The organism is Pseudomonas sp. COR18 (assembly GCF_048568395.1).
Lineage (GTDB): Bacteria > Pseudomonadota > Gammaproteobacteria > Pseudomonadales > Pseudomonadaceae > Aquipseudomonas > Aquipseudomonas fuscovaginae_B.
The window spans coordinates 108,755-128,226 of record NZ_CP183808.1; the positions used below are offsets into that span (position 1 = coordinate 108,755).

General features: G+C 59.3%; 19 protein-coding genes and 2 pseudogenes. 13 read left to right on the forward strand and 8 right to left on the reverse strand.

Annotated features, from left to right (window positions below):
* The first annotated feature begins 241 nt into the window (after positions 1–241).
* From ACM62G_RS00480 to ACM62G_RS00495, 4 genes and pseudogenes are all read left to right on the forward strand, one after another.
* Positions 242–1,036 carry an endonuclease/exonuclease/phosphatase family protein gene (locus ACM62G_RS00480; protein WP_419736470.1) on the forward strand — a complete coding sequence of 265 codons (795 nt, stop codon included), beginning with the start codon at positions 242–244 and terminating at the stop codon, positions 1,034–1,036.
* Entirely contained in the window at positions 1,033–2,229 is a 1,197-nt protein-coding gene (gene clsB / locus ACM62G_RS00485) for a cardiolipin synthase ClsB (protein WP_054056915.1), read from the forward strand. The genes ACM62G_RS00480 and clsB overlap by 4 nt, the downstream gene beginning before the upstream one ends.
* Positions 2,229–3,184 (forward strand): annotated as a pseudogene (locus tag ACM62G_RS00490) (lysylphosphatidylglycerol synthase domain-containing protein). The gene clsB and the pseudogene ACM62G_RS00490 overlap by 1 nt, the downstream one beginning before the upstream one ends.
* An 87-nt stretch (positions 3,185–3,271) precedes the next feature.
* A complete protein-coding gene (locus tag ACM62G_RS00495; RefSeq protein ID WP_416772808.1) occupies positions 3,272–3,508 on the forward strand; it encodes a hypothetical protein in 237 nt (78 codons plus the stop codon).
* On the opposite strand, the gene ACM62G_RS00500 is transcribed toward ACM62G_RS00495, so the two are convergent.
* The 3 genes from ACM62G_RS00500 to ACM62G_RS00510 all read right to left on the reverse strand — a co-directional run bounded on the left by ACM62G_RS00500 (position 3,489) and on the right by ACM62G_RS00510 (position 5,200).
* Positions 3,489–3,935 carry a DUF421 domain-containing protein gene (locus ACM62G_RS00500; protein ID WP_054056918.1) on the reverse strand — a complete coding sequence of 149 codons (447 nt, stop codon included), beginning with the start codon at positions 3,933–3,935 and terminating at the stop codon, positions 3,489–3,491. The genes ACM62G_RS00495 and ACM62G_RS00500 overlap by 20 nt on opposite strands.
* Positions 3,936–3,942: 7 nt before the next feature.
* A complete protein-coding gene (locus ACM62G_RS00505; RefSeq protein ID WP_419736471.1) occupies positions 3,943–4,461 on the reverse strand; it encodes a hypothetical protein in 519 nt (172 codons plus the stop codon).
* Positions 4,462–4,945: 484 nt separating this feature from the next.
* Positions 4,946–5,200, reverse strand: a complete 255-nt coding sequence (locus tag ACM62G_RS00510) for a DUF1652 domain-containing protein (RefSeq protein WP_054056919.1) — start codon at positions 5,198–5,200, stop codon at positions 4,946–4,948.
* Between the two features lie 834 nt (positions 5,201–6,034).
* Between ACM62G_RS00510 and ACM62G_RS00515 the strand changes: the two genes are divergently transcribed.
* Complete coding sequence (locus ACM62G_RS00515; protein WP_054062763.1) at positions 6,035–6,586, forward strand: ATP-dependent Clp protease proteolytic subunit; 552 nt, start codon at positions 6,035–6,037, stop codon at positions 6,584–6,586.
* Positions 6,587–6,615: 29 nt separating this feature from the next.
* Positions 6,616–6,855, forward strand: coding sequence for a DUF2934 domain-containing protein (locus tag ACM62G_RS00520; RefSeq protein WP_419736472.1), 240 nt, complete (start codon positions 6,616–6,618; stop codon positions 6,853–6,855).
* A 376-nt stretch (positions 6,856–7,231) separates the two neighbouring features.
* Here ACM62G_RS00520 and ACM62G_RS00525 read toward each other — a convergent pair whose 3' ends face one another.
* Positions 7,232–8,815: a histidine kinase famiy protein gene (locus tag ACM62G_RS00525; RefSeq protein WP_419736473.1), complete on the reverse strand. Its 1,584-nt coding sequence runs from the start codon at positions 8,813–8,815 to the stop codon at positions 7,232–7,234.
* A 647-nt stretch (positions 8,816–9,462) separates the two neighbouring features.
* On the opposite strand from ACM62G_RS00525, the gene ACM62G_RS00530 reads away from it, so the two are divergent.
* Together ACM62G_RS00530 and ACM62G_RS00535 are read left to right on the forward strand one after the other, a co-directional pair.
* On the forward strand, positions 9,463–9,939 hold the full coding sequence (locus ACM62G_RS00530) for a DUF1348 family protein (protein ID WP_054056923.1): 477 nt from the start codon (positions 9,463–9,465) through the stop codon (positions 9,937–9,939).
* A gap of 459 nt (positions 9,940–10,398) precedes the next feature.
* Entirely contained in the window at positions 10,399–10,593 is a 195-nt protein-coding gene (locus tag ACM62G_RS00535; RefSeq protein WP_416772804.1) for a hypothetical protein, read from the forward strand.
* Positions 10,594–10,814: 221 nt separating this feature from the next.
* Here ACM62G_RS00535 and ACM62G_RS00540 read toward each other — a convergent pair whose 3' ends face one another.
* From ACM62G_RS00540 to ACM62G_RS00550, 3 genes are all read right to left on the reverse strand, one after another.
* Positions 10,815–11,069: a DUF2790 domain-containing protein gene (locus tag ACM62G_RS00540; RefSeq protein WP_054056924.1), complete on the reverse strand. Its 255-nt coding sequence runs from the start codon at positions 11,067–11,069 to the stop codon at positions 10,815–10,817.
* A gap of 122 nt (positions 11,070–11,191) precedes the next feature.
* Positions 11,192–11,662: a cyanase gene (cynS, locus tag ACM62G_RS00545; protein WP_054056925.1), complete on the reverse strand. Its 471-nt coding sequence runs from the start codon at positions 11,660–11,662 to the stop codon at positions 11,192–11,194.
* A 28-nt stretch (positions 11,663–11,690) separates the two neighbouring features.
* The gene (locus ACM62G_RS00550) at positions 11,691–12,350 is read right to left on the reverse strand and encodes a carbonic anhydrase (protein WP_273823397.1); all 660 of its coding nucleotides are present in this window, start codon (positions 12,348–12,350) and stop codon (positions 11,691–11,693) included.
* 111 nt (positions 12,351–12,461) lie between these two features.
* On the opposite strand from ACM62G_RS00550, the gene cynR reads away from it, so the two are divergent.
* Positions 12,462–13,349 carry a transcriptional regulator CynR gene (cynR, locus tag ACM62G_RS00555; RefSeq protein WP_273823380.1) on the forward strand — a complete coding sequence of 296 codons (888 nt, stop codon included), beginning with the start codon at positions 12,462–12,464 and terminating at the stop codon, positions 13,347–13,349.
* 136 nt (positions 13,350–13,485) lie between these two features.
* Here cynR and ACM62G_RS00560 read toward each other — a convergent pair.
* Positions 13,486–14,342 (reverse strand): IS5 family transposase gene (locus ACM62G_RS00560; protein ID WP_419735755.1). Its coding sequence is split into 2 segments (ribosomal slippage): positions 13,486–13,988 and positions 13,988–14,342, totalling 858 coding nucleotides; the frame shifts between segments, so codons are not numbered across the junction.
* 333 nt (positions 14,343–14,675) lie between these two features.
* Between ACM62G_RS00560 and ACM62G_RS00565 the strand changes: the two genes are divergently transcribed.
* The 4 genes and pseudogenes from ACM62G_RS00565 to ACM62G_RS00580 all read left to right on the forward strand — a co-directional run bounded on the left by ACM62G_RS00565 (position 14,676) and on the right by ACM62G_RS00580 (position 19,385).
* A complete protein-coding gene (locus tag ACM62G_RS00565) occupies positions 14,676–15,728 on the forward strand; it encodes a diguanylate cyclase (RefSeq protein ID WP_273823379.1) in 1,053 nt (350 codons plus the stop codon).
* 15 nt (positions 15,729–15,743) lie between these two features.
* Positions 15,744–15,872: pseudogene (locus tag ACM62G_RS00570) on the forward strand (DNA alkylation repair protein); the annotation flags it as partial.
* A 125-nt stretch (positions 15,873–15,997) separates the two neighbouring features.
* Positions 15,998–17,374, forward strand: coding sequence for a nucleobase:cation symporter-2 family protein (locus ACM62G_RS00575; RefSeq protein WP_054062767.1), 1,377 nt, complete (start codon positions 15,998–16,000; stop codon positions 17,372–17,374).
* Positions 17,375–17,543: 169 nt separating this feature from the next.
* Positions 17,544–19,385, forward strand: a complete 1,842-nt coding sequence (locus ACM62G_RS00580; protein WP_419736474.1) for a DAHL domain-containing protein — start codon at positions 17,544–17,546, stop codon at positions 19,383–19,385.
* The last annotated feature ends 87 nt before the right edge of the window (positions 19,386–19,472 follow it).

Below are 19,472 nucleotides of genomic sequence, written 5' to 3' on the forward strand. Positions count from 1 at the left end.
CGACTGACCCCGCGGATCAATAGTTCGGCCGGATCGATCAACGGAGCGTGGGCGTCGTGGCAGCCTGCCGCCCCGCAGGGCGCCGGCTATCCGGGGCGCACGGATTCTTCTTGAACTGCACGGCGCAAGGCCCGGTCGCAGCTACAGGGGACAGCTCGAAATCAGCCCCCTCGCGCCCGCGTGGTCCGCTCACAGTGAAGCCGACACGCGCAGGCCAGACCCGGAAGGAAGGAGGAGAACGGTGAACCAGGTCAACCCCGTACCAGGCCCAGCCAGCCTGCCACCGGCTGTCGATGCGATACATCGACTGACGGTGCTCACCCTCAATGTGCACAAGGGCTTCAACCTGTTCAACCGGCGCTTCATCCTGCCGCAGTTGCGCGAGGCCGTACGCAGCACCGGGGCTGATCTGGTGTTTCTCCAGGAAGTGCATGGCAGCCATCGCCAACACGAGCAGCGCTACCCCGATTGGCCTTCATTGCCTCAGTACGAGTACCTGGCCGACAGCATGTGGCCGCAGTTCGCCTACGGACGCAACGCGGTGTATCCCAATGGGGATCACGGCAATGCCCTGCTCTCCAAATTTCCGATCCTGGCCTATGGCAACCGGGATGTTTCGGTCCAGGGCAACGAGCAGCGCGGGCTGCTCCACTGCACACTGGATGTGCCCGGGCATGCCCGGGTGTTCGCCATTTGCGTGCATCTGGGCCTGCGCGAAGCCCAGCGTCAGAACCAGATCGATCTGTTGTTCGATTACCTGGGGGCATTGCCCCCCGACGCGCCGGTGATCATCGCCGGGGATTTCAACGATTGGCGTCGACGCGCTGACCGCCGGCTCTGCGAGAAGTCCTGGGTCGAAGCCTTCGCCCAGCTTGAAGGTGCGCCGGCACGCAGCTTTCCTGCGCGGTTTCCCTGGCTACGCCTGGACCGGGTCTACGTGCGCAATGCTTCGCCCCTGGGCGCACGCGTACTGAGCACACGCCCCTGGTCGCACCTGTCGGACCATGCGTCGCTGGTGGTGGAGCTGGCCCTGTGAACGCCCCCTGGCTGGAAGGTAATGACGTCCGGTTGCTGATCAATGGCAACGACTATTACCGCCGTGTCTTCGACAGCATCGGCCAGGCTCGCCAACGCGTGCTGCTTGAAACCTTCATCATCCAGGACGATGCCGTGGGCAAGGCATTGCAGCAGGTGCTCGTCGAAGCCGCTCGACGGGGCGTGCAGATCGATGTCACGGTCGATGGCTACGGTACCGCCGACCTGCCTCCCGCCTTCATCCAGGCCCTGACCTCAGCGGGGGTGCGCCTGCATGTCTTCGATCCTCAACCGCGCTGGATGGGCATGCGTACCAATCTCTTTCGGCGCCTGCACCGCAAGCTTGTCGTGATTGATGGCCAGCGGGCGTTTGTCGGCGGGCTCAACTATGGCGCCGATCACCTGGACGAATCCGGCCCCATGGCCAAACAGGACTATGCGGTGGAGGTGACCGGCCCCGTCGTGGCCCAGGTGCAGGCCTGCTGTCTGCGCCTGCTGGGCCAAGAGCCACCCGAGCAGCGGGCGGCGCCCGACGGCCGTCTGCGCGGACAGGCATGGGCACGGTTGCTTGACCGTGACAACCAGCATCACACCAATACGATCGAGGAGCAGTACCTGGCAGCCCTCCAGGCCGCCCGCTTTCGCGTGCTGATCGCCAACGCCTACTTCTTTCCGGGTTACCGGTTGCTGCGAGAGCTGCGTAACGCCGCCCGGCGGGGTGTGGAGGTGACGCTGATTCTGCAGGGGCAGCCGGACCTGCGTTGGGTGCGTGCCCTCTCCAGGCTGTTGTACAACCACCTGCTACGCGATGGCGTCAGGGTATTGGAATACTGTCGTCGGCCACTGCATGGAAAGGTCGCGCTGGTGGATGATCAATGGGCCACGGTGGGTTCGAGCAACCTCGATCCGTTGAGCCTGGCCTTGAACCTGGAAGCCAATCTCTTCATTCGCGATGACGTGTTCAACAAACACCTGCACGATCACCTTCAACAGCTCATCCGCCACGACTGCAAGCGGATCACCCTCGAGCGCATGGTCCGCGGCTTCTGGTGGAGGGCCCCGCTGATCTTCCTGTGCTTTCACTGCATCCGGCATTTTCCGACGATTGCCGGCTGGCTGCCGGCGCACAAGCAATACCTGCGCCCCCTGGCCCCCCACGCGCAGCCCATCAGTTGCCAGGAAGGAGAGCGCTGATGACGGGCAAGGCCTGGCAGGCCCGAAGCCGGCAGTGGCTGACACTGTGCTTTGTGGTGCTCGTCTGCACGCTGCTTTACTGGATGGCCCGCCACCTGGATTGGCACCAGGTCCTGCGTTCGATTCAAGGCTATGAACCCGGGACACTGCTGCTCGGTCTGGCGATGGCCCTGTTGAGCTACGCACTGGTCAGCGGTTATGACCTGCTCGCCCGCGCCTACACCGGCCACACGCTGCCGGTGCGGCATGTTCTGCCGGTGGCCTTTGTCTGTTATGCCTTCAACCTGAACTTCACCACCTGGATCGGCGGCATCGCCTTGCGTTTACGCCTCTACAAGCGCCTGGGGCTTGAAACAGCTACGGTCACGCAAATCATTACCCTGGGGATCGTCACCAACTGGATAGGTTATGCGGCCCTGGCCGGCGTGGTGTTTTCCCTGCGTCTGGTGACATTGCCGGACAGCTGGAGCCTGGGGGCGCTCGGTTTGCAGCTCATCGGACTGACGCTGGTCGTCATCGCCGGGGGTTATCTGCTTGCCTGCGGGTGGGCCAGGCAAAGGGCCTGGGCCTGGGGCAGGTACGAGTTCACCTTACCCTCGCTGCGCCTGGCGCTGTTTCAGGTCGGGCTCGGTGCCAGCAACTGGGCGTTGATGGCGGGCCTCATGTTCCTGCTGCTCCCGGCTCCCTTGAGCTATCCTGCGATCCTGGGGGTTCTGCTGATCAGTTGTGTCGCAGGCGTCATCACGCATATTCCCGCAGGGCTGGGTGTGCTGGAGGCGGTTTTTCTCGCCCTGCTCCACGACCAGCTTGACCAGGGCCCGCTGGTGGCCGCACTGCTGGGTTATCGAACGCTCTACTACCTCCTCCCCTGTTGCTCGCGGGCGCCAGCTACCTGGTACTGGAAAAGCGTGCCAAAGCCATGCGCCAATCGGCCAACGAGAGTCCTGGAGGGTAACGCCTGGAACCTTGGCCGAGCTTTTCCGTACTGTCGTTCAACCGAGGCCTGGGCCCTTGCGCTCGTCATCATTCCATGAGGTGTGCCATGTACGAAGACCGAAAGGAACATGCCTTACAGGCTTGGGAAAAACTGCTGGAAAAACCGGAGAGTCACATGAACGCCAAGGAGCAGCATGAAGAGCTCGTGCGGCTGGCCGATGAGTACTTCGACGAAGGCTTCATCGACGGCGACGAGCGCGCCGCGCTGCTCGGCAGGGCAGCTCGTGCCTACGCGAATGTGGTTGAGGGCGCTGATGACTCCCTCATTGATCCTGCGCAATGACCGAGATTTTTCCATTTCGCTCAAGTATGGCGAACTTGATCTGGTCCACGCGTTCGATGCCCTGGTTTGAACGTGCCGCTTCCATGAGATCCGCTTCGATCAGACGCGCCTGACGCAAGCGCTCATGCAGAATCCTGCCGTGCTCGACGAGAATCGTGGGCTCGCCGTCGATCAGCCGGGAGATTGTCGAGAATCGTCGCTTCAACAGCGACAGGCCCACGTCCACCGCAATCAGCGTGACGATGACCACGATGGAGTTGGTCAACGAGAAATCGTCGCCAAGCAGCGCCTGCTGCGTGGCCTCGCCAATGATCATGAGCAATACCAGATCGAACGTGGTCAGCTCCGCCAGCGAGCGTCTTCCAGCGATTTTGAACAGGATCATCAAGGCCACGTACATCGCGGCCGCTCGTAACACGGAGTCCATGGTGCACCTACGGTAGGATGTATTGTGTCAGTTCAACGGGCGAGGAGCCCGCTATCGATACGCGGCTGCTGTAGCCTCCCAGGCCATCGCCTCGCAGCATCAGATAAAGCGTGGCCTGTCCTTGAGCGTCGGTCTGCAGCCAAAACCTGAGCCCCCGTGCGGAGCTGACCGTCCTGATCGGATCGGGTTGCAGGGTTTCAATGCTGAATCCCTCGAAAAGATCCCCATCCAGCGCCAACTCGACCTGCGACTGGGCCCGGCCACTGGCAACGGTTATCTTCATGGGATTGGTCGAGCCGTTGCGGTGAACGATCTCGTAGCGCAGCGTTACCCTGCCGTCCTGGCTGTGAAGCTCCCGGCTGCTCAGCGGCCCACGAGAAAAAACCCCGAGCAATGCCATCAACACGATAACGACCAAGCCATACCAACCCCACCGCTCAAATCGCCAGACTTTGAGCTGATAGACCATGTCTTCGCGTACCGGGTAATCGCGGCTTTGCTCGTCCGCGGATTCAGGCTGGTTCACGCAGCTCCTCCCATGCCCTCTCGCCGATCCTGCCTGCGGTGCACGACGGCGCGGTGGTGAACCGCAAGGCCTGCTTATGCAGACAAGCAATGATGTTTGCGGCGGTGGACATACCCCTTTCTCCCCAGGTGTTTTTCGACGGACGCCAAGGCTGTCACTGCCTCACCGACCGCTTGTGGTGGTCAAGACCGGATTGGCCCACCCGGCAATCCTTGCGGATCGCCAGGTACCCTTCGCGCTCCATCACGACACGTTGCCTGTTCGGTGGAGTCTGCAAAGGGGGAAATTGTTCAGAAAAGCTGAGCGCAGGGGGAGCTGTTGCGGGGTGGAGTCAAAGATGAAGGGGTGTTGAAGCAGATGCCCGGGGTGTAGACGAACCGACGCTTACATGTACATCTTTTAGAATTCTGTACAGCTTTTCAGGCGTCGGCACCCAGCTATTCGAGTTTTCACCTCGATAGGGCGATGTCAGGCTATTGGCGCCTCAGGTGTCTGCGGACTCATCCGTCGCTCGCGCATTGAGCCTGAGCTCCTCCTTGATCTCTGCGACCAGAAGCGCAATGGCCCGAATCGACCTCAAACCTTGAGGGTCAATGCCGGTGACGGTGAGCTGCTCCTGCCGGGTATCTGCGTCCATCAGTTGAATCGTGAGGGTTTTCCCCTGATCGACCGTGCAGATGCACGGGGTTGGCAGAAATGCGGTTTCAATCAGACGACGCAATTCAAGAGTAGAAGGCATCGCAAGGGCGTCCCACTAGATAGGTGATTATTCATTCAGGAAGAAAACAAACCCAATTAATTGGGTGCGCACCGGGATTTATAGCAAGTTACTGAGAAGTTGAGCGTGCGGCCGAGATATATCCCACGGAAGGCCATCCCGAGTCAATCCGGACTTGCTCACTGACAGATTCGGTTCTAATCGCTGCTCTTTATCAGCAAGCAGAAAGCCGAGCGGTCATTGCCATCACCTTAATATCAATCCCGCCACCCTACTTATACGAAACGGCACCCGACTTGTATAAGTTTATCCGAATGCCGCTCGTCGCCATTTTCGAAAAAAAAGAAAACACACCCATCGCCGCCACTCTCTGAATAGTTGCCGGCAGCCTGAATCAGACCGCTAGCAGACAGGCAGTCAAACCAAGGATATCAATCATGCGAACGCCAACTGATAAGCAGCACAATAATCGCCAGCGAGGCGTGGAAACACGTCCTGAAGCCAAGACTGGCCCGACCTCGAATTCACCCCCTTGTTACGAACATCAGCGAAGGGTCAGACAGTCCGAAGCCATCGTCGGTGCATCTCAGACACCCCCCGTTTGTGAAAGAAACCTATTACACCATCCATAAGGCTGCGCTATTTGATACAAACCCCGGCACATCAGCATTAAATTCTAAAAATCTCTCTGACAGAGAGGAAATCCAGCATGAGTACTCAAGACAAGCAAGGCCATATGAGTGTGAACGAAACCGGTAAAAAAGGTGGCGAAAATAGCCATGGTAGCGAGTGCAACCGTTGACGTGCCTGGCATAGGGGAGCTGCGCTCCCCTGCTTTGATTGAAGAGGGAAACCATGCCTTTACACATTATCAACTTCACCGGGCCGATCACCGCCTCCACCTGCAGCCAACTGATCGAAAAGGCCTCGGCGGCCGTACAGCAAGACGCATCAGAGCTGGTGCTCAATATCGCAACCATGGGGGGTGAATGTAGCTACGGGTTTACCCTGTACAACTTTCTGTTGTCTCTGCCGATTCCCGTGCATACCCACAATCTGGGTACAGTCGAGTCGATGGGCAACATCATCTTCCTGGCTGGCGAGCGCAGGACCGCCTGCCAATACAGCAAGTTTCTATTTCATCCCTTTCATTGGCATGTTCAGGGTGCCGTAGATCATTCACGCATGTCCGAATATGCCATGAGCCTCGATTACGACCTGCAACTGTATGTACGTATCGTAGCCGAGCGCACCCACGGCGCTATCGAAAAACTGGAAACCGAAAAATACCTGATCGCCGCACCGAGGATCATTGACCCGCAACAAGCGATCGCCGCCGGTCTGATCCATGCCATCGACTTGCCCATCATCAAGTCGGACTCGGTCAGCAGCTTCATTTATTCCTGACGACTTTGATTTATAACGGGAGCATCACAATGGACGAAGAAACGATTCGGCTCACGGCTTATCGCATCTGGGAGCAGCAAGGCAAACCTGATGGCCGGGACTTTGTACACTGGCTACAAGCCAGGGATGAGCTGGGAGCGGCTGGCACTGACGAGTTGTCGGGCTCTGTAGAGAGCCGCGTCGCGCCACCTGAACCGGAACACTCAAAAAGCAAGGCACCCTCCTCGTCGCCCCCGCGCAAAGTACGCAGCAAAAAGACCGCAACCTGAACCCGCCTATCCGGGCATGGCGCGCTTGTTCAAGAACCTCCACCATCCGTCGGCAACCTGGAAAAACAATCGAGAAAGCTCAGGTTTTTTTAAATCTCAATAGTGAGTCTGGTCACTCCAGGCTGCTCATAAGCACTCCTGTCTTGCCCGTACTCAGTGCGGGCTTTTTTATGGATTTTATCTGGCCAATGCGCCCAGGCTGGCTCGGGCAAACGCCTGAGCCCATGCCCCCACACCTCAATACGCAAGGGCAGTATAGGGAGGTGGATTTCAGAGGTCTGTGCCGGTGTACGCTTTGCCTGACAACGACGGGATTTTCACCTGCCCTGGGTAGCCCTCTCCCAGGTTCACCGACCAGCGCGGTCTTGCGCCGGTGTCACTGAGCGTCAAGCACGGCACGTATCTTTCGGGGTAGATCAGCAGGCTGATAAGGCTTGGGAAGCACCTCGAACTCATGCACCTGGATATTGGCCCGCTCGAGCGCGTCTTTCGCGTAGCCTGTGGTAAGCAGGATCCTCGTGCGCGGATACAGGCGGGATATCTCACGCGCCAGTGCCGCGCCGTCCATGTCCCCCGGCATGATCAAATCGCTGAACACCAGGTCGTAGGCCTTGTTCTGGAGCAGGGCCAATGCCTGGGCGGCATCGTGCGCGGTGTCTATCTGATAGCCGTAATCCGACAGAATCACCTGGGCCAGCTCGGCCACCTCGGGCCGGTCCTCCACAATCAGGATGCTTTCACGACCTTGCAGCGACAGAGGCGCTGTCGGCGCCTGCTCGTCGCAGTACTCGCTGTCATCTGCAGGAAAATACAGGCGTATCGTGGTGCCGACACCGGGGTATGAATGGATGCGGGCCGTGCCCCCCGATTGCCTGGCAAAGCCGTACACCATCGACAACCCCAGGCCAGAACCCTTGCCCTCTTCCTTGGTGGTGAAGAACGGCTGCACGACTTTGTCCTGCAGCTCCGCCGCTATTCCCTTGCCATTGTCACTCACCGAAAGGCTGACATAGCGCCCCTCTGCCAACCCCTCCCGCTGAAGCTTGGCGTCGCCTGGAATCCGCACGTTGCAGGTTTTGACGGTCACTGTCGGATCGACGCGGCCCTCCAGCGCCTCCTGGGCGTTCGTCAGCAACTGCAGGACCGCCAGCTCAGCCTGACCAGGATCAATCAGGCAGTTCCACAGATCGTCGGCCAGATCAACCTGCAGGTGGACGTCATGCAGCGCACGCGCCATGACGCCGGGGCGGCTCAACAAGGTGTTCAGGTTGAACACACGACTCTCCAGCCGTTGCTTGCGCGAAAACGCCAGTAACTGCTGAGTCAGGGTTTGCGCCTTTTCGGCGGCGGCCCTGGCACGATTGGCGCTATTGAAAATACGCTGCGGATCGCTGCCAGGACGCTTTGCGCTCAGCTGAATCAATTCCAGATAGCCCACCATCACCTGGAGGAGATTATTGAAATCGTGGGCAATACCGCCGGTGAGCTGCCCCAGTGCCTCGAGGTCCTGGGCCCGACGCCTGCGCAGCGCCACATCGTGACGCTGGCTCACATCCAACTGGGAGGCGAAAAAATACGTCAGTCGGCCACGTTCATCGAAGAGCGGGAAAATAAAGAGCTCGTTCCAGAAGGAGGAGCCGTCCTTGCGGTAATTGATCACCTCCACACACACTTCATGGTGCCGCCCGACCGCCAACTGCACCTGCCGTCGGGTGTCCTTGCAGGTCTGCGGGCCCTGCAGGAACCTGCAATTGCGTCCGATGACCTCGTCGTGCTCATACCCGGTCAGGGTCAGGAATGCCTGATTGGCAAAAATGATCGGATTATCCGGCTGCGCCGGATCGGTCACGATCATCGCGCTGTGGCTGGCGTCCATGGCTGCGAAGAAGCGGTCCTTGCGGTTGGAAGAAAGCGTCGTCAAATGCATGCCATCGACGACGGGCTTTTTCTGTCTTGCCAAGGTTCACCTCCCACTCAACGATGCGTTTTACATGGACCGTGAAAATGCTTCGGAGTGCAGCTTGATTCGTTTCTCGGCCTGTTGCGCCATCGCAGGAGCATGGCGTAGGCCGTCGAGCAGGTTGCCGTGAGGGTCGATCCAGCGCTTTCGAAGCGCTCCCGGATGCCTCTCGACTTGGCCTGCTCACCCCCTCGGAAAAAAATTCTCCCGGTGTCGCTTGACCAGGGAGAACGATCGTTCTACATTAAACTCATGAACCCACCCATGACGGATCGCGTGCTTAATCCGTTCACGGCCGGTTCGAGTCGGAGGGTCTTTCTGGCTGTGGATGATCAACACTGCGGGAGAAGTTTGGGGATCCAGATGATCCCCATCCGCAAGTTTGCGAAAGTGCGCAGGCAGAAACGACTGAATTATACGCTTGGGCTGACCGGGCACTGAATATCGAGCAAACGCTGAGTTTAAGCCGGGCAGTCAATAATATTAATGGAAGGCGCAATCACTATGGCACCCGTGCTGGATGATTATCGCGCAGCCGACCATGCAAGGGAATTTGCATAGTTGTTGTTAGAGGCCTCCTCATAAGGGCCTGAGTTTCAAAAGACGTTACCCATACCGATTTATCCAACCAGACTGGAGGCACTACCATGTCCAATGCCCAAACTCGCCCGCCACTTCCTCCCTTCACTCGCGAATCGGCGATTGAGAAAGTCCGACTCGCCGAAGACGGCTGGAACAGCCGCGATGCCGAGAAGGTCTCGCTCGCCTATACGCTGGATACCCAATGGCGTAACCGTGCTGAATTCGCGACCAATCGCGAAGAGGCCAAGGGCTTTCTCACCCGCAAATGGAAGAAAGAGCTGGACTATCGCCTGATCAAGGAACTCTGGGCCTTTACCGATAACCGCATCGCCGTCCGTTACGCCTACGAGTGGCATGATGATTCCGGTAACTGGTTCCGCTCCTACGGTAACGAAAACTGGGAATTTGAAGCGGATGGTCTGATGCGCCGCCGATTCGCCTGCATCAACGACATGCCGATCAAGGAAAGCGAACGCAAGTTCCACTGGCCACTGGGGCGCCGTCCGGATGATCATCCAGGCCTGACAGAACTTGGGCTGTAAGTTGTCCCATCAATCCAGATCCATCTTTATATCTCAAGTTGGTCAACTGGATAGGGCGTGACGAAAACCATTCGTTCAATATGAACGCTCTATAACGCAAGTACGGCTCCAACCGTGATGACACTGCGCGGCGAAACTTCAGTTTCGAGGAGCCGTACGCCTGCACCATAGAGTTTTGATACTACTGGCGAGCGCGTTATTTACGACGTCAGCGTTGGGTAACAGCCGCGTCGTCAACGCAAGTAAAGTTGCGCCAATATCGCTTCAACGCGCCTTTCTCCAAGGCCGGCCATTCAATACAAGCCAGATTGACTTGAACATCCCGTTAACCCCCGCCAAGCATCCAGCAGACCTGACCCTTCTCAAGAAGGATCAGGTCTGCTGATAAGGCCGATCCCTGCCTCTGCGTCGCCCACTCGCTCACAGATACCGCAGCCGCACCCGCCCCAAGCAGGCTCCATGACTGCCGAACTCATCCTGTTCAACGGCAAAACCGCGAAACGCCTGGCGCCACTGCCGTTGCCAGCAAGGAAGGCCACGGGCAACGATGGCCGCTGCGCCTGCACCCCACTGATCCCACATCGATCACACGCCTGCCAGAACCTCATCCAGCATCTGCGGCCAGAAACTGATCCAAGGCTTGTTTATGATTGAGTCGAAGCGTGCCAGAAAAACGAGGAAGTCAACCGCGAGCATGCGGTCGAATGTGGACTTGGCGGAACTGATTCACACGGGGCGCAACGACCGCGTTGAAACGTCAGAACGCGGAATGAGGAAGGGTTGGCTCACGAGAACCGGGCCCCGCGACTGCGGCCAAGGTCCCCCGCCGCTGGCGCCGCATGATCGGGCGCCAGACAGGCTGACGAGCGGCATGATCAGTGGGTACAGCCAGTCCCCATGACGTGGTACGCGATGGTGTGCCGAATGCCCTTGGAGTCGTCATAGGTCATCTGCACAGGCACTACGCCGCAGACGTCCGGTATTTCGGTACTGGCGACCACGTGGGCGATATCCAGGTCCTGAGCGTCACGATAGGACTCGACGGTAACCTGCGGGGTTTGGGCAGTGAGCTCATCGGCTACTGCAACGGAGCAAAGACCACCCAGGAATAAAGCGAATAAATATTTCATGGCAACTCACCTGTATTGAGGGCGAAAAAAGGCCTGGCTTCACGCCGGGGTGGCGCAGCCTGAGATAAGGGGTTGGGGGGTAGCCCGGTCGCCGTCAGACGCCGGGCAGACTCACAGCAGGGTCAGAAAGGCTTGGTCGGCAGATACTTGCCATCCAGGGTGATCACGGCACGGGAACCGCCTTCCGGATCTTCGACCTTCTTGATGTCCAGCTTGAAGTTGATGGCGCTGATGATGCCGTCGCCAAACTTCTCGTGGACCAGAGCCTTGAGGGTGGTGCCGTAGACCTGCAGCATTTCGTAGAAGCGATAGAGGGTGGGGTCGGTCGGTACGCTGTTCTCGAAGCAGCCACGAACAGGGACGGTCTGCAGCAAGGCGATGCCGTCGGCGTCAAGGTCCAGCTTTTCGCCCACGACCTTCGCGGCGTTGGCAGGCAGCGGGTGCTGACCCAGCAGGGCTGCCGTGACGAAGGCTTCGGACAGGCCGGTACCCTCGGTGAGTTGCGCGTAGGACAGGCCTTTGCGGGCCTTGGCCATCACGATAATTTCGGTCAGGGCCTGGCGGAGGCTTTTGGTGGCTTGTGTCTGGATCATGGGGTTATCTCCTCGGTTGATATCGGGTTCAGGCAACTTGCCTGGCTGGTTGGGAAACGGCGTGGACTTGCGGGTGGTCGGCGAGGGACACAAAGGTCCCGGTGCTGCCATCGAAGGCGTCGATACGCCCGCTCTCGATGTCGTAGATCCAGCCGTGCAGGGTGACGCGGCCCTCTTCAAGGGCCAGGCGCACCGACGGGTGAGTCTGGATATTGGCCAATTGCGCAATCACGTTTTCGCGCACCATGGCCGCGACCTTGGTCGGCTGGTCCGGGTGTTGGCGGGCTTCATTCACTACCCGGGCGGAATCGGCGTAGCGCAACCAGCCCGCCACAGCGGGCATGTGGTCCAGGCACTTGCAGGTGGCAATGGCGGTCATCGCCCCGCAGTCGGAGTGGCCGCAGATGACAATGTCGGCAACCTGCAGCGCGGCGACGGCATATTCGACCGAGGCCGACACACCGCCCGGCTCAGGGCCATAGGAAGGCACGATGTTGCCCGCGTTGCGGATCACGAACAGATCGCCTGGTTCGCGCTGGGTGACCAGCTCAGGCACCAGTCGACTGTCAGAGCATGAGATGAACAACGCCCTTGGGCTCTGCTGCGTGGCCAGATCCTGGAACAGCTTGATCCGCTCGGGAAAGGCGTCCCTTTGGAATTTCAGAAAACCGTCAATGATGTCTTTCATGGCTTCGTCCTCGATGTCGCGGGTTGTTGAAGCCAAGATTAGGGGCGCTCTTACATAAGGTAAAAGTCTCATTTATTATGTGATTGATCAGATTATCTTATGGATAAATCCATGCTTGCCCGACATATCCAGTATTTCCTCGCCGTGGCGGAGCACCACAGCTTCACGCGGGCCGCTGCGGCGTTGCATGTCTCCCAGCCTGCGCTGTCCCAGCAGGTCAAGCTCCTGGAAGAAAGTCTCGGCGCCCAGCTGTTCGATCGCTCTGGACGCACGACCTGTCTGACCGATGCCGGGGAGGTCTATTTACAGTATGCGCGCCGGGCCTCACAGGAACTGCGCGAAGCCAAGCGAGCCATCCATGATGTGAGCGACCTCAGTCGCGGGTCGTTGCGGGTGGCGGTGACACCGACCTTCACGACCTACCTGGTGGGCCCCCTGGTCCAGGCATTCCACTCGCGTTACCCACAGATCACCCTGAACGTGCAGGAGATCTCCCAGGAGCGCATGGAGGACCTGCTCATCGCTGGAGCGTTGGACGTGGGGATCGCGTTCGATGAAATACACACCCCGGACATCGATTCCCTGCCCTTGCTGATCGAAACCCTCGCCCTGGTGGTGAACCGCACCCACCCCCTGGCGCAGGAAAGGTCCATTGGCCCTCAGGCCCTGAGCGGCGAGTCGCTGGTTCTACTCAGCACGGAATTCGCGACCCGCGAACAGATCGATCGCTACTGCCGCGAGCACGGAATACGCCCTGAAGTGCGGATGGAGGCCAATGCACTCGGTGCAGTGATCGAAATCGTTCGCAGGACCACGCTGTCGACGTTGTTGCCCGCCAACACCGCCTTCGCCCATGGCGACCTGGTGGCGATCGCACTCGAGCCCGAACGCTTGCAGCGCACCGCCGTCCTCATGCAACGCAAAGGCGCCTACCAGAGCGCTGCGGCTCGGGTTTTCATCGAGCTGGCGAAAGAAGTTTCTGCTCAACTGAACGAATGAGGGTCTAGAAGCCGCTGACCGGCTGGAGACGGCAGCCACGACAGGTCGGTTGAAGTCGAGGGTTCAGTCCCGAAAAATCAGGGTGCATTCAGGCGACCACCGGCCAGGGCTGCACATCTATCTGAAATCCACACTACTAGGCTCTGTCTGAAAAAAGCCGTCGCATACACCGCAAGACACAAGCCAGCGAGACCATCGCTGCATAACTTTTTGCGAGCTTGTCGAAGCGCGTGACGATTCGGCGGTTCTCTTTCAGCCAGCCAAACATGCGTTCGATGATGTTGCGCTGTCGGTATTTGGGCCGGTCGAACAGTCTGGGTAAGCCAGGCTTGGGCTTGCGCTTCATCGAACGCAGTGGGATGACGGGTTGCATTCGATATTGGTCGCAGTAGCGGCGTAGCGCTTCGGCGTCGTAGCCCTTATCGGCAAGCAGCCATTTACAGCGCTTGCGCGGGCGCCCACGTTGGCTCGATGGAATGCTGACTCCGTCCAACAGTGGTTGTGCGTAGCTGGTGTCACTGGCTTGACCGCCAGAGAGGAGAAAGCGCAACGGTATCCCGTTGGCGTCGCAGAGCATGTGGATTTTGGTTGTCAGGCCGCCACGACTGCGGCCTAGAGCGTGATCGGTAGGCTCGTCAGCCCCCCTTTTTTCCGCGCTCCAGATGAAGCACGGGTTGCTCTAACAGCGGTCGAATCGATCATCCAGGTGCGGGGGTCGATCAAGCCTTTGTCATTAAGTCTGAGGTGCAATCGTCTGAGCATCTGATCGAATGTTCCGCGGTTTCGCCAGACTCGGAAGCGGTGATAGACCGTCGCCCAAGACCCGAAACGCTCGGGCATATCTCGCCAGGCTGCTCCTGAACAAAGTACCCAGAGCACACCATCGAGCATCAAGCGATCACTGCTGCGGGGCCGGCCCCTGACGTGAGCTGCCGTAAAGAGATCGGCGACCACCGCCCACGCTTCATCCGAGAGCTCATAACGCTTTGCCATCACAGAATTCCTTTCCGTAGATGGTCGGCGACTGTACAGAGCCCAGGCTGTTCTGAGGCCACATTTCAGTTTCTTGGGATTTCAGACAGAGCCTAGGGTCTGTATGACAAAGCCTCTTCCGGGCCCTTACCCGAAGTGCTGTATCCGCTCCGATACATGAACCCCGTCCACCAACTAAAGCTCATTGGCGTCAATCAAGAACCCGGTTAGCCAGTCCAATTTTCCCACAAGAGAAATTGGCAAAAACCAAAAACCAGAATCCATGATGCTAGACAAAACACGACAGACATGATGGCATACAGGAGCATGTCACGTGATCAGTTGAGGTGAACCTTGGATCGAATAAAGCACGGCAAACGGTTCACCAAGAGAATCTACTACCCACGAATACTGGGTACGATATTGTGTGCGCCCATCATTTTAGAATCCATCATCCACCAACAGAATTTCCTGATCCTGGCGTCATTGCTTTTTATAAATGTTGCAATATGGCCCCATGTAGCCTATAGAATTTCCAACCGCTCAAAAAACCCTTACATGGCAGAAATACGAAATCTGGACGTCGACTCACTGCTGTGTGGCTTATGGATTGGCGCCATCGGATTAAACCCGATCTCTTCAATAAGCCTATCCGCAATGGTGGCAATGAACGCCATCAACACGGGCGGCTTGAAGAATCTGAAAAAAGGACTAACCCTGCAAGCATCAGGCATACTCGCGTGGCAGATTCTCGTCGGAATAGACTTACAACAAAGCTCAATTCTGTCGGCTTGGTCAAGCCTGCCACTGTTGACGCTATACCCTATCTCGGTAAGCTTTACCTCATATAAGCTTGCCTCAGAGCTATACAAGATAAAAAACACCCTGAACAGCCTTAGCATAACAGACGAACTAACCGGGCTTTTAAACAGGAGATACCTGGACGAAGAGCTGAAGAACATCGCCAGCTCCAACAACAGAAAAAACAACACGTTTCTCATAGTGCTTGATCTGGACAACTTCAAAGAAGTGAATGACCGTTACGGCCACCCGACTGGCGACTCCATTCTTTGCCTGCTGAGCAAAACACTCAGGTCCTCCTTACGCTCTGCCGACCTTATTGCCAGGTTCGGCGGCGATGAGTTCTGCATAATCATGGAGGGCGTTTCCCTGGAGCAGGCTGCAACGATAATCGAGCGCGCCTGTCAAAATTTCAAAATCAACAGCGCTCATATCGTAGCCCCTTCATTGAGCGTCAGCGTAGGCATAGCCAGTTGGCATGACGAGTTCGAAAGTGCAAAACAGTGGTTCGCCCACGCAGACAGCCTTCTCTATAAAGCCAAGAAAAGCGGGCGCAACCGGATTGTCACGGACAGCCCCCACTGCGCCCCGACGGTCGTTCAATAAAAGCGCCGGAAACAGCAGAACACGAGCCGCCGCCAGCACATCCGCGAACTCACCACGCGCCGCCACTACAGCGGCCACCATGCAGTGCACCTGCTGATCAATGGCGAGCGGCTGTGCAGCAGCGGTTTCGACATCCTCGACTGAGCCACGCGCGCCGTTGGGCGCTGGCGTCGTGAGAGCGGGCATGTCGAACCCGTTCCCACAGATAGTGCTTCACGCCCCAGGTCGTTGCAGTAGAATCGCCGCTCATTTTTGCCAGGGCACTTGCCATGACCTCTCACCAGACCCCGCCCAGCGCCCCCCAGGCCAATGAACTGATCCTTGGCCTTGAGGACCGCCCTCGCCTGCTGATCGGCCTGCTCGCCGCGCTGCAACACCTGCTGGCGATCATCGTGCCGATCGTCACCCCCGGCCTGCTGATCTGCCAGGCCCTGGGCGTGTCGGCCCGTGACACCAACCTGATCGTCTCGATGTCACTGGTGATCTCCGGCCTCGCCACCTTCGTCCAGTGCCGTCGTTTCGGGCCGTTCGGCGCCGGCCTGCTGATCGTCCAGGGCACCAGCTTCAACTTCGTCGGCCCACTGATCGCCGGCGGCGCCCTGATGGTCAAGCAAGGCACACCGGTGGAAGCCGTCATGGCGGCAATCTTCGGCGTGGTCATCGCCGGTTCCTTCGTCGAAATGGGCATCTCGCGCATCCTGCCCTTCGTCAAACGCATGATCACCCCGCTGGTGACCGGCATCGTCGTGCTGATGATCGGCCTGACCCTGATCAAGGTCGGCCTGATCAGCATGGGCGGCGGCTTCAGCGCCATGGGCAACGGCACCTTCGCCAACGGCGAGAACCTGCTGCTGTCCGGCGTGGTGCTGGCGATCATCGTCGTGCTCAACCGCATCCCGCTGGTGTGGATGCGCAGTTGCGCCATCGTCATCGCCCTGGCCGTCGGCTACGCTCTGGCCGGCTACCTGGGTCGCCTGAACTTCACCGGCATGCACGAAGCGCCTCTGTTCCAGGTGCCAACGCCGCTACACTTCGGCCTGGGCTTCTCCTGGTCGCTGTTCATCCCGATGCTGGTGATCTATCTGGTGACCTCGCTGGAAGCCATCGGTGACGTCACCGCCACCAGCAAGGTCTCGCGCCAGCCGGTCGAAGGCCCGCTGTGGATGCAACGGATCAAGGGCGGTGTGCTGGTCAACGGCGCCAACTCGCTACTGGCCGGGGTGTTCAACACCTTCCCCAGCTCGATCTTCGCCCAGAACAACGGCGTGATTCAGCTCACCGGCATCGCCAGTCGCCACATCGGCCAGTGGATCGCCCTGATGCTGATCCTGCTCGGCCTGTTCCCCTCCGTGGCCGGCGCGATCCAGGCGGTCCCGGAGCCGGTGCTGGGCGGCGCGGCCATGGTCATGTTCGGCGCCGTCGCGGCATCGGGCATCAACATCCTGGCGAGCATCACCCTCGACCGCCGGGCGCTGCTGATCATTGCCGTGTCCCTGGCCCTGGGCCTGGGGGTGTCGCAGGTGCCGGAGTTCCTCGCGCACATGCCGGCGGCGCTGCGCAACGTGCTCGAATCCGGTGTCGCCACCGGCGGTATTTGCGCCCTGGTACTGAACTGGTTCCTGCCGCCATCGCCGCAACACGGATGATTGCACGGGGCAACGCAAGGTTGCCCCACGTCCGGCCCGGCAGGCGCTGACGACCGCCCGGGCCCGGATGGACCGGCCCGGCCGTCGGGTCCGCACACCCCCTCTCAGGGCGAAAGCGTCAGCCGGCACTACACTCAGGGAAGACCCGGTAGTGCACAGGACGTCCGCCATGATGCAATGGAGCAGGTACAGAGGTACCGCGCTGATCACCCTGTTCGTCATTCTCGCCAGCCTCCTGGCATTCCTTCTGGTCAAGGCCTTCTCGGGCGAGACCTCAACCTACGTCGAATCCCGCGACCTGATTCGCCAGCTCAAGCAACTGGACGCCCGGCTCGATGCCAGGATTCTCAAGACCCGCATCAGCGACGAATACAACTACAACCTGCTGGCCGGCCCCGCCGCGGAATCGGGCAGGCGCTGGGAACAACTGGTCACGCTGAACAGCGCCCTGGACAGTTCCCCCATCTGGCAGGCCCGCAAGAAAGCCTACCTCGATGCCTCGGGGGAAAAGAGCAAACTGATCGAACAGTTCCAGGCGCACAACACCACGCTGCGTGATGACCTGGAAAGCCTGTCGGCGATCGAGGACGCGATCCAGGCCGACCTGCAGCCGTTGAGCACCAGCCACCCGGTGGAAACCCTCAGCGTGCTCTACAGCGCCTCGAAACTGACCCTGAGCACGATGGAATATGCCCACCACGTGACCAACGGCAGGGCCGAAAAGATCGAGCGCCAGATCCAGTACCTGACCTCGCAGAAAAACACCCTTCCCCCCGCCTTCGCCGCACCCATCGACAAACTGATCGAACAGGTCAACGTGGTGGTCAGCGAACAGCCCCAGACCAATGACCTGCTGGAACGCATCGGCTTCATTCCGGTGGCGGCGAACCTCGACGCCATCAACGAACTGCTCAATGAAAACCAGCGGCGCGCCGACCTGCAAAACCGCCAGTACCTGGTCTATCTGAGCCTGTGCGCGGCGCTCATGGTGCTGTGGGTGTTCTACCTGATCATCCGCCAGTTGCGCAGCCATGCCCTGATCAACCAGATGAACAGCGCGTTGCAGGCGGCCAACGAACGCCTTGAACAGCGGGTGGAAGAGCGCACCCGTGAACTGCGCGAGGCGCAGAGCGAGCTGATGAGCACGGCCCGGGCGGCAGGCATGGCGGAGATCGCCACCAACGTGCTGCACAACGTCGGCAACGTACTCAACAGCGTGAACATCTCGGCCGACCTGGTGACACGCCGGGTGCGTGGCAGCAAGGCACAGGGGCTCGGCAAGGCCGTGCAACTGATCAACGAGCGGGCCGATGACCTGGGCCATTTCTTCAGCCAGGACGAAAAGGGCAAGCTGCTGCCCGCCTACCTCAACCAGTTGGTCACCGCCATTGGCGCCGAACAGACGGAGATCGTCCAGGAGTTGGGACAACTGAGCAAAAGCGTCGACCACATCAAGGAAATCGTCAGCACCCAGCAATCCTACGCCGGCGCCCCCAAGCTGCTCGAACCCCTGAATATCGCCGATCTGATCGAGGATGCCCTGCGCATGAACACCGGTTCGCTGATCCGGCATCACGTCAAGGTCGTCCGGGACTACCAGCCGGTACCGATCTTCCTCGGCGACAAGCACCGGCTGTTGCTGATCCTGATCAACCTGCTCAGCAACGCCAAGCAGGCCGTGTCCGACCTGACGAACCGCGAACGCGAAATCACCGTGAGCGTGCGGGTGGTCGACGGCACGACCTTGCGTATCGGCGTGCAGGACGATGGCGAAGGCATCTCGCCGGAAAACCTGCCCCGAATCTTCACCCACGGTTTCACCACCCGCAAGAACGGCCACGGCTTTGGCCTGCACAGTTGCGCCCTGGCGGCGGTCGAGATGAAGGGGCGCATGAGTGTGCACAGCGACGGGCCGGGCAAGGGTGCGCTGTTCACCCTGGAGGTGCCCCTGGACGAACCGCCCCGCAGACCTGCCGACGTCAATGCTGCCGCCCCCACGAACCCGCAGTAGGCCGGCCCCTCGGCATGCCACCCGCCCAAGGCCGGAAGCACTGCAACACACCGAAAAAAGGCTGATAAATCAAGGCTGTAGACTGGG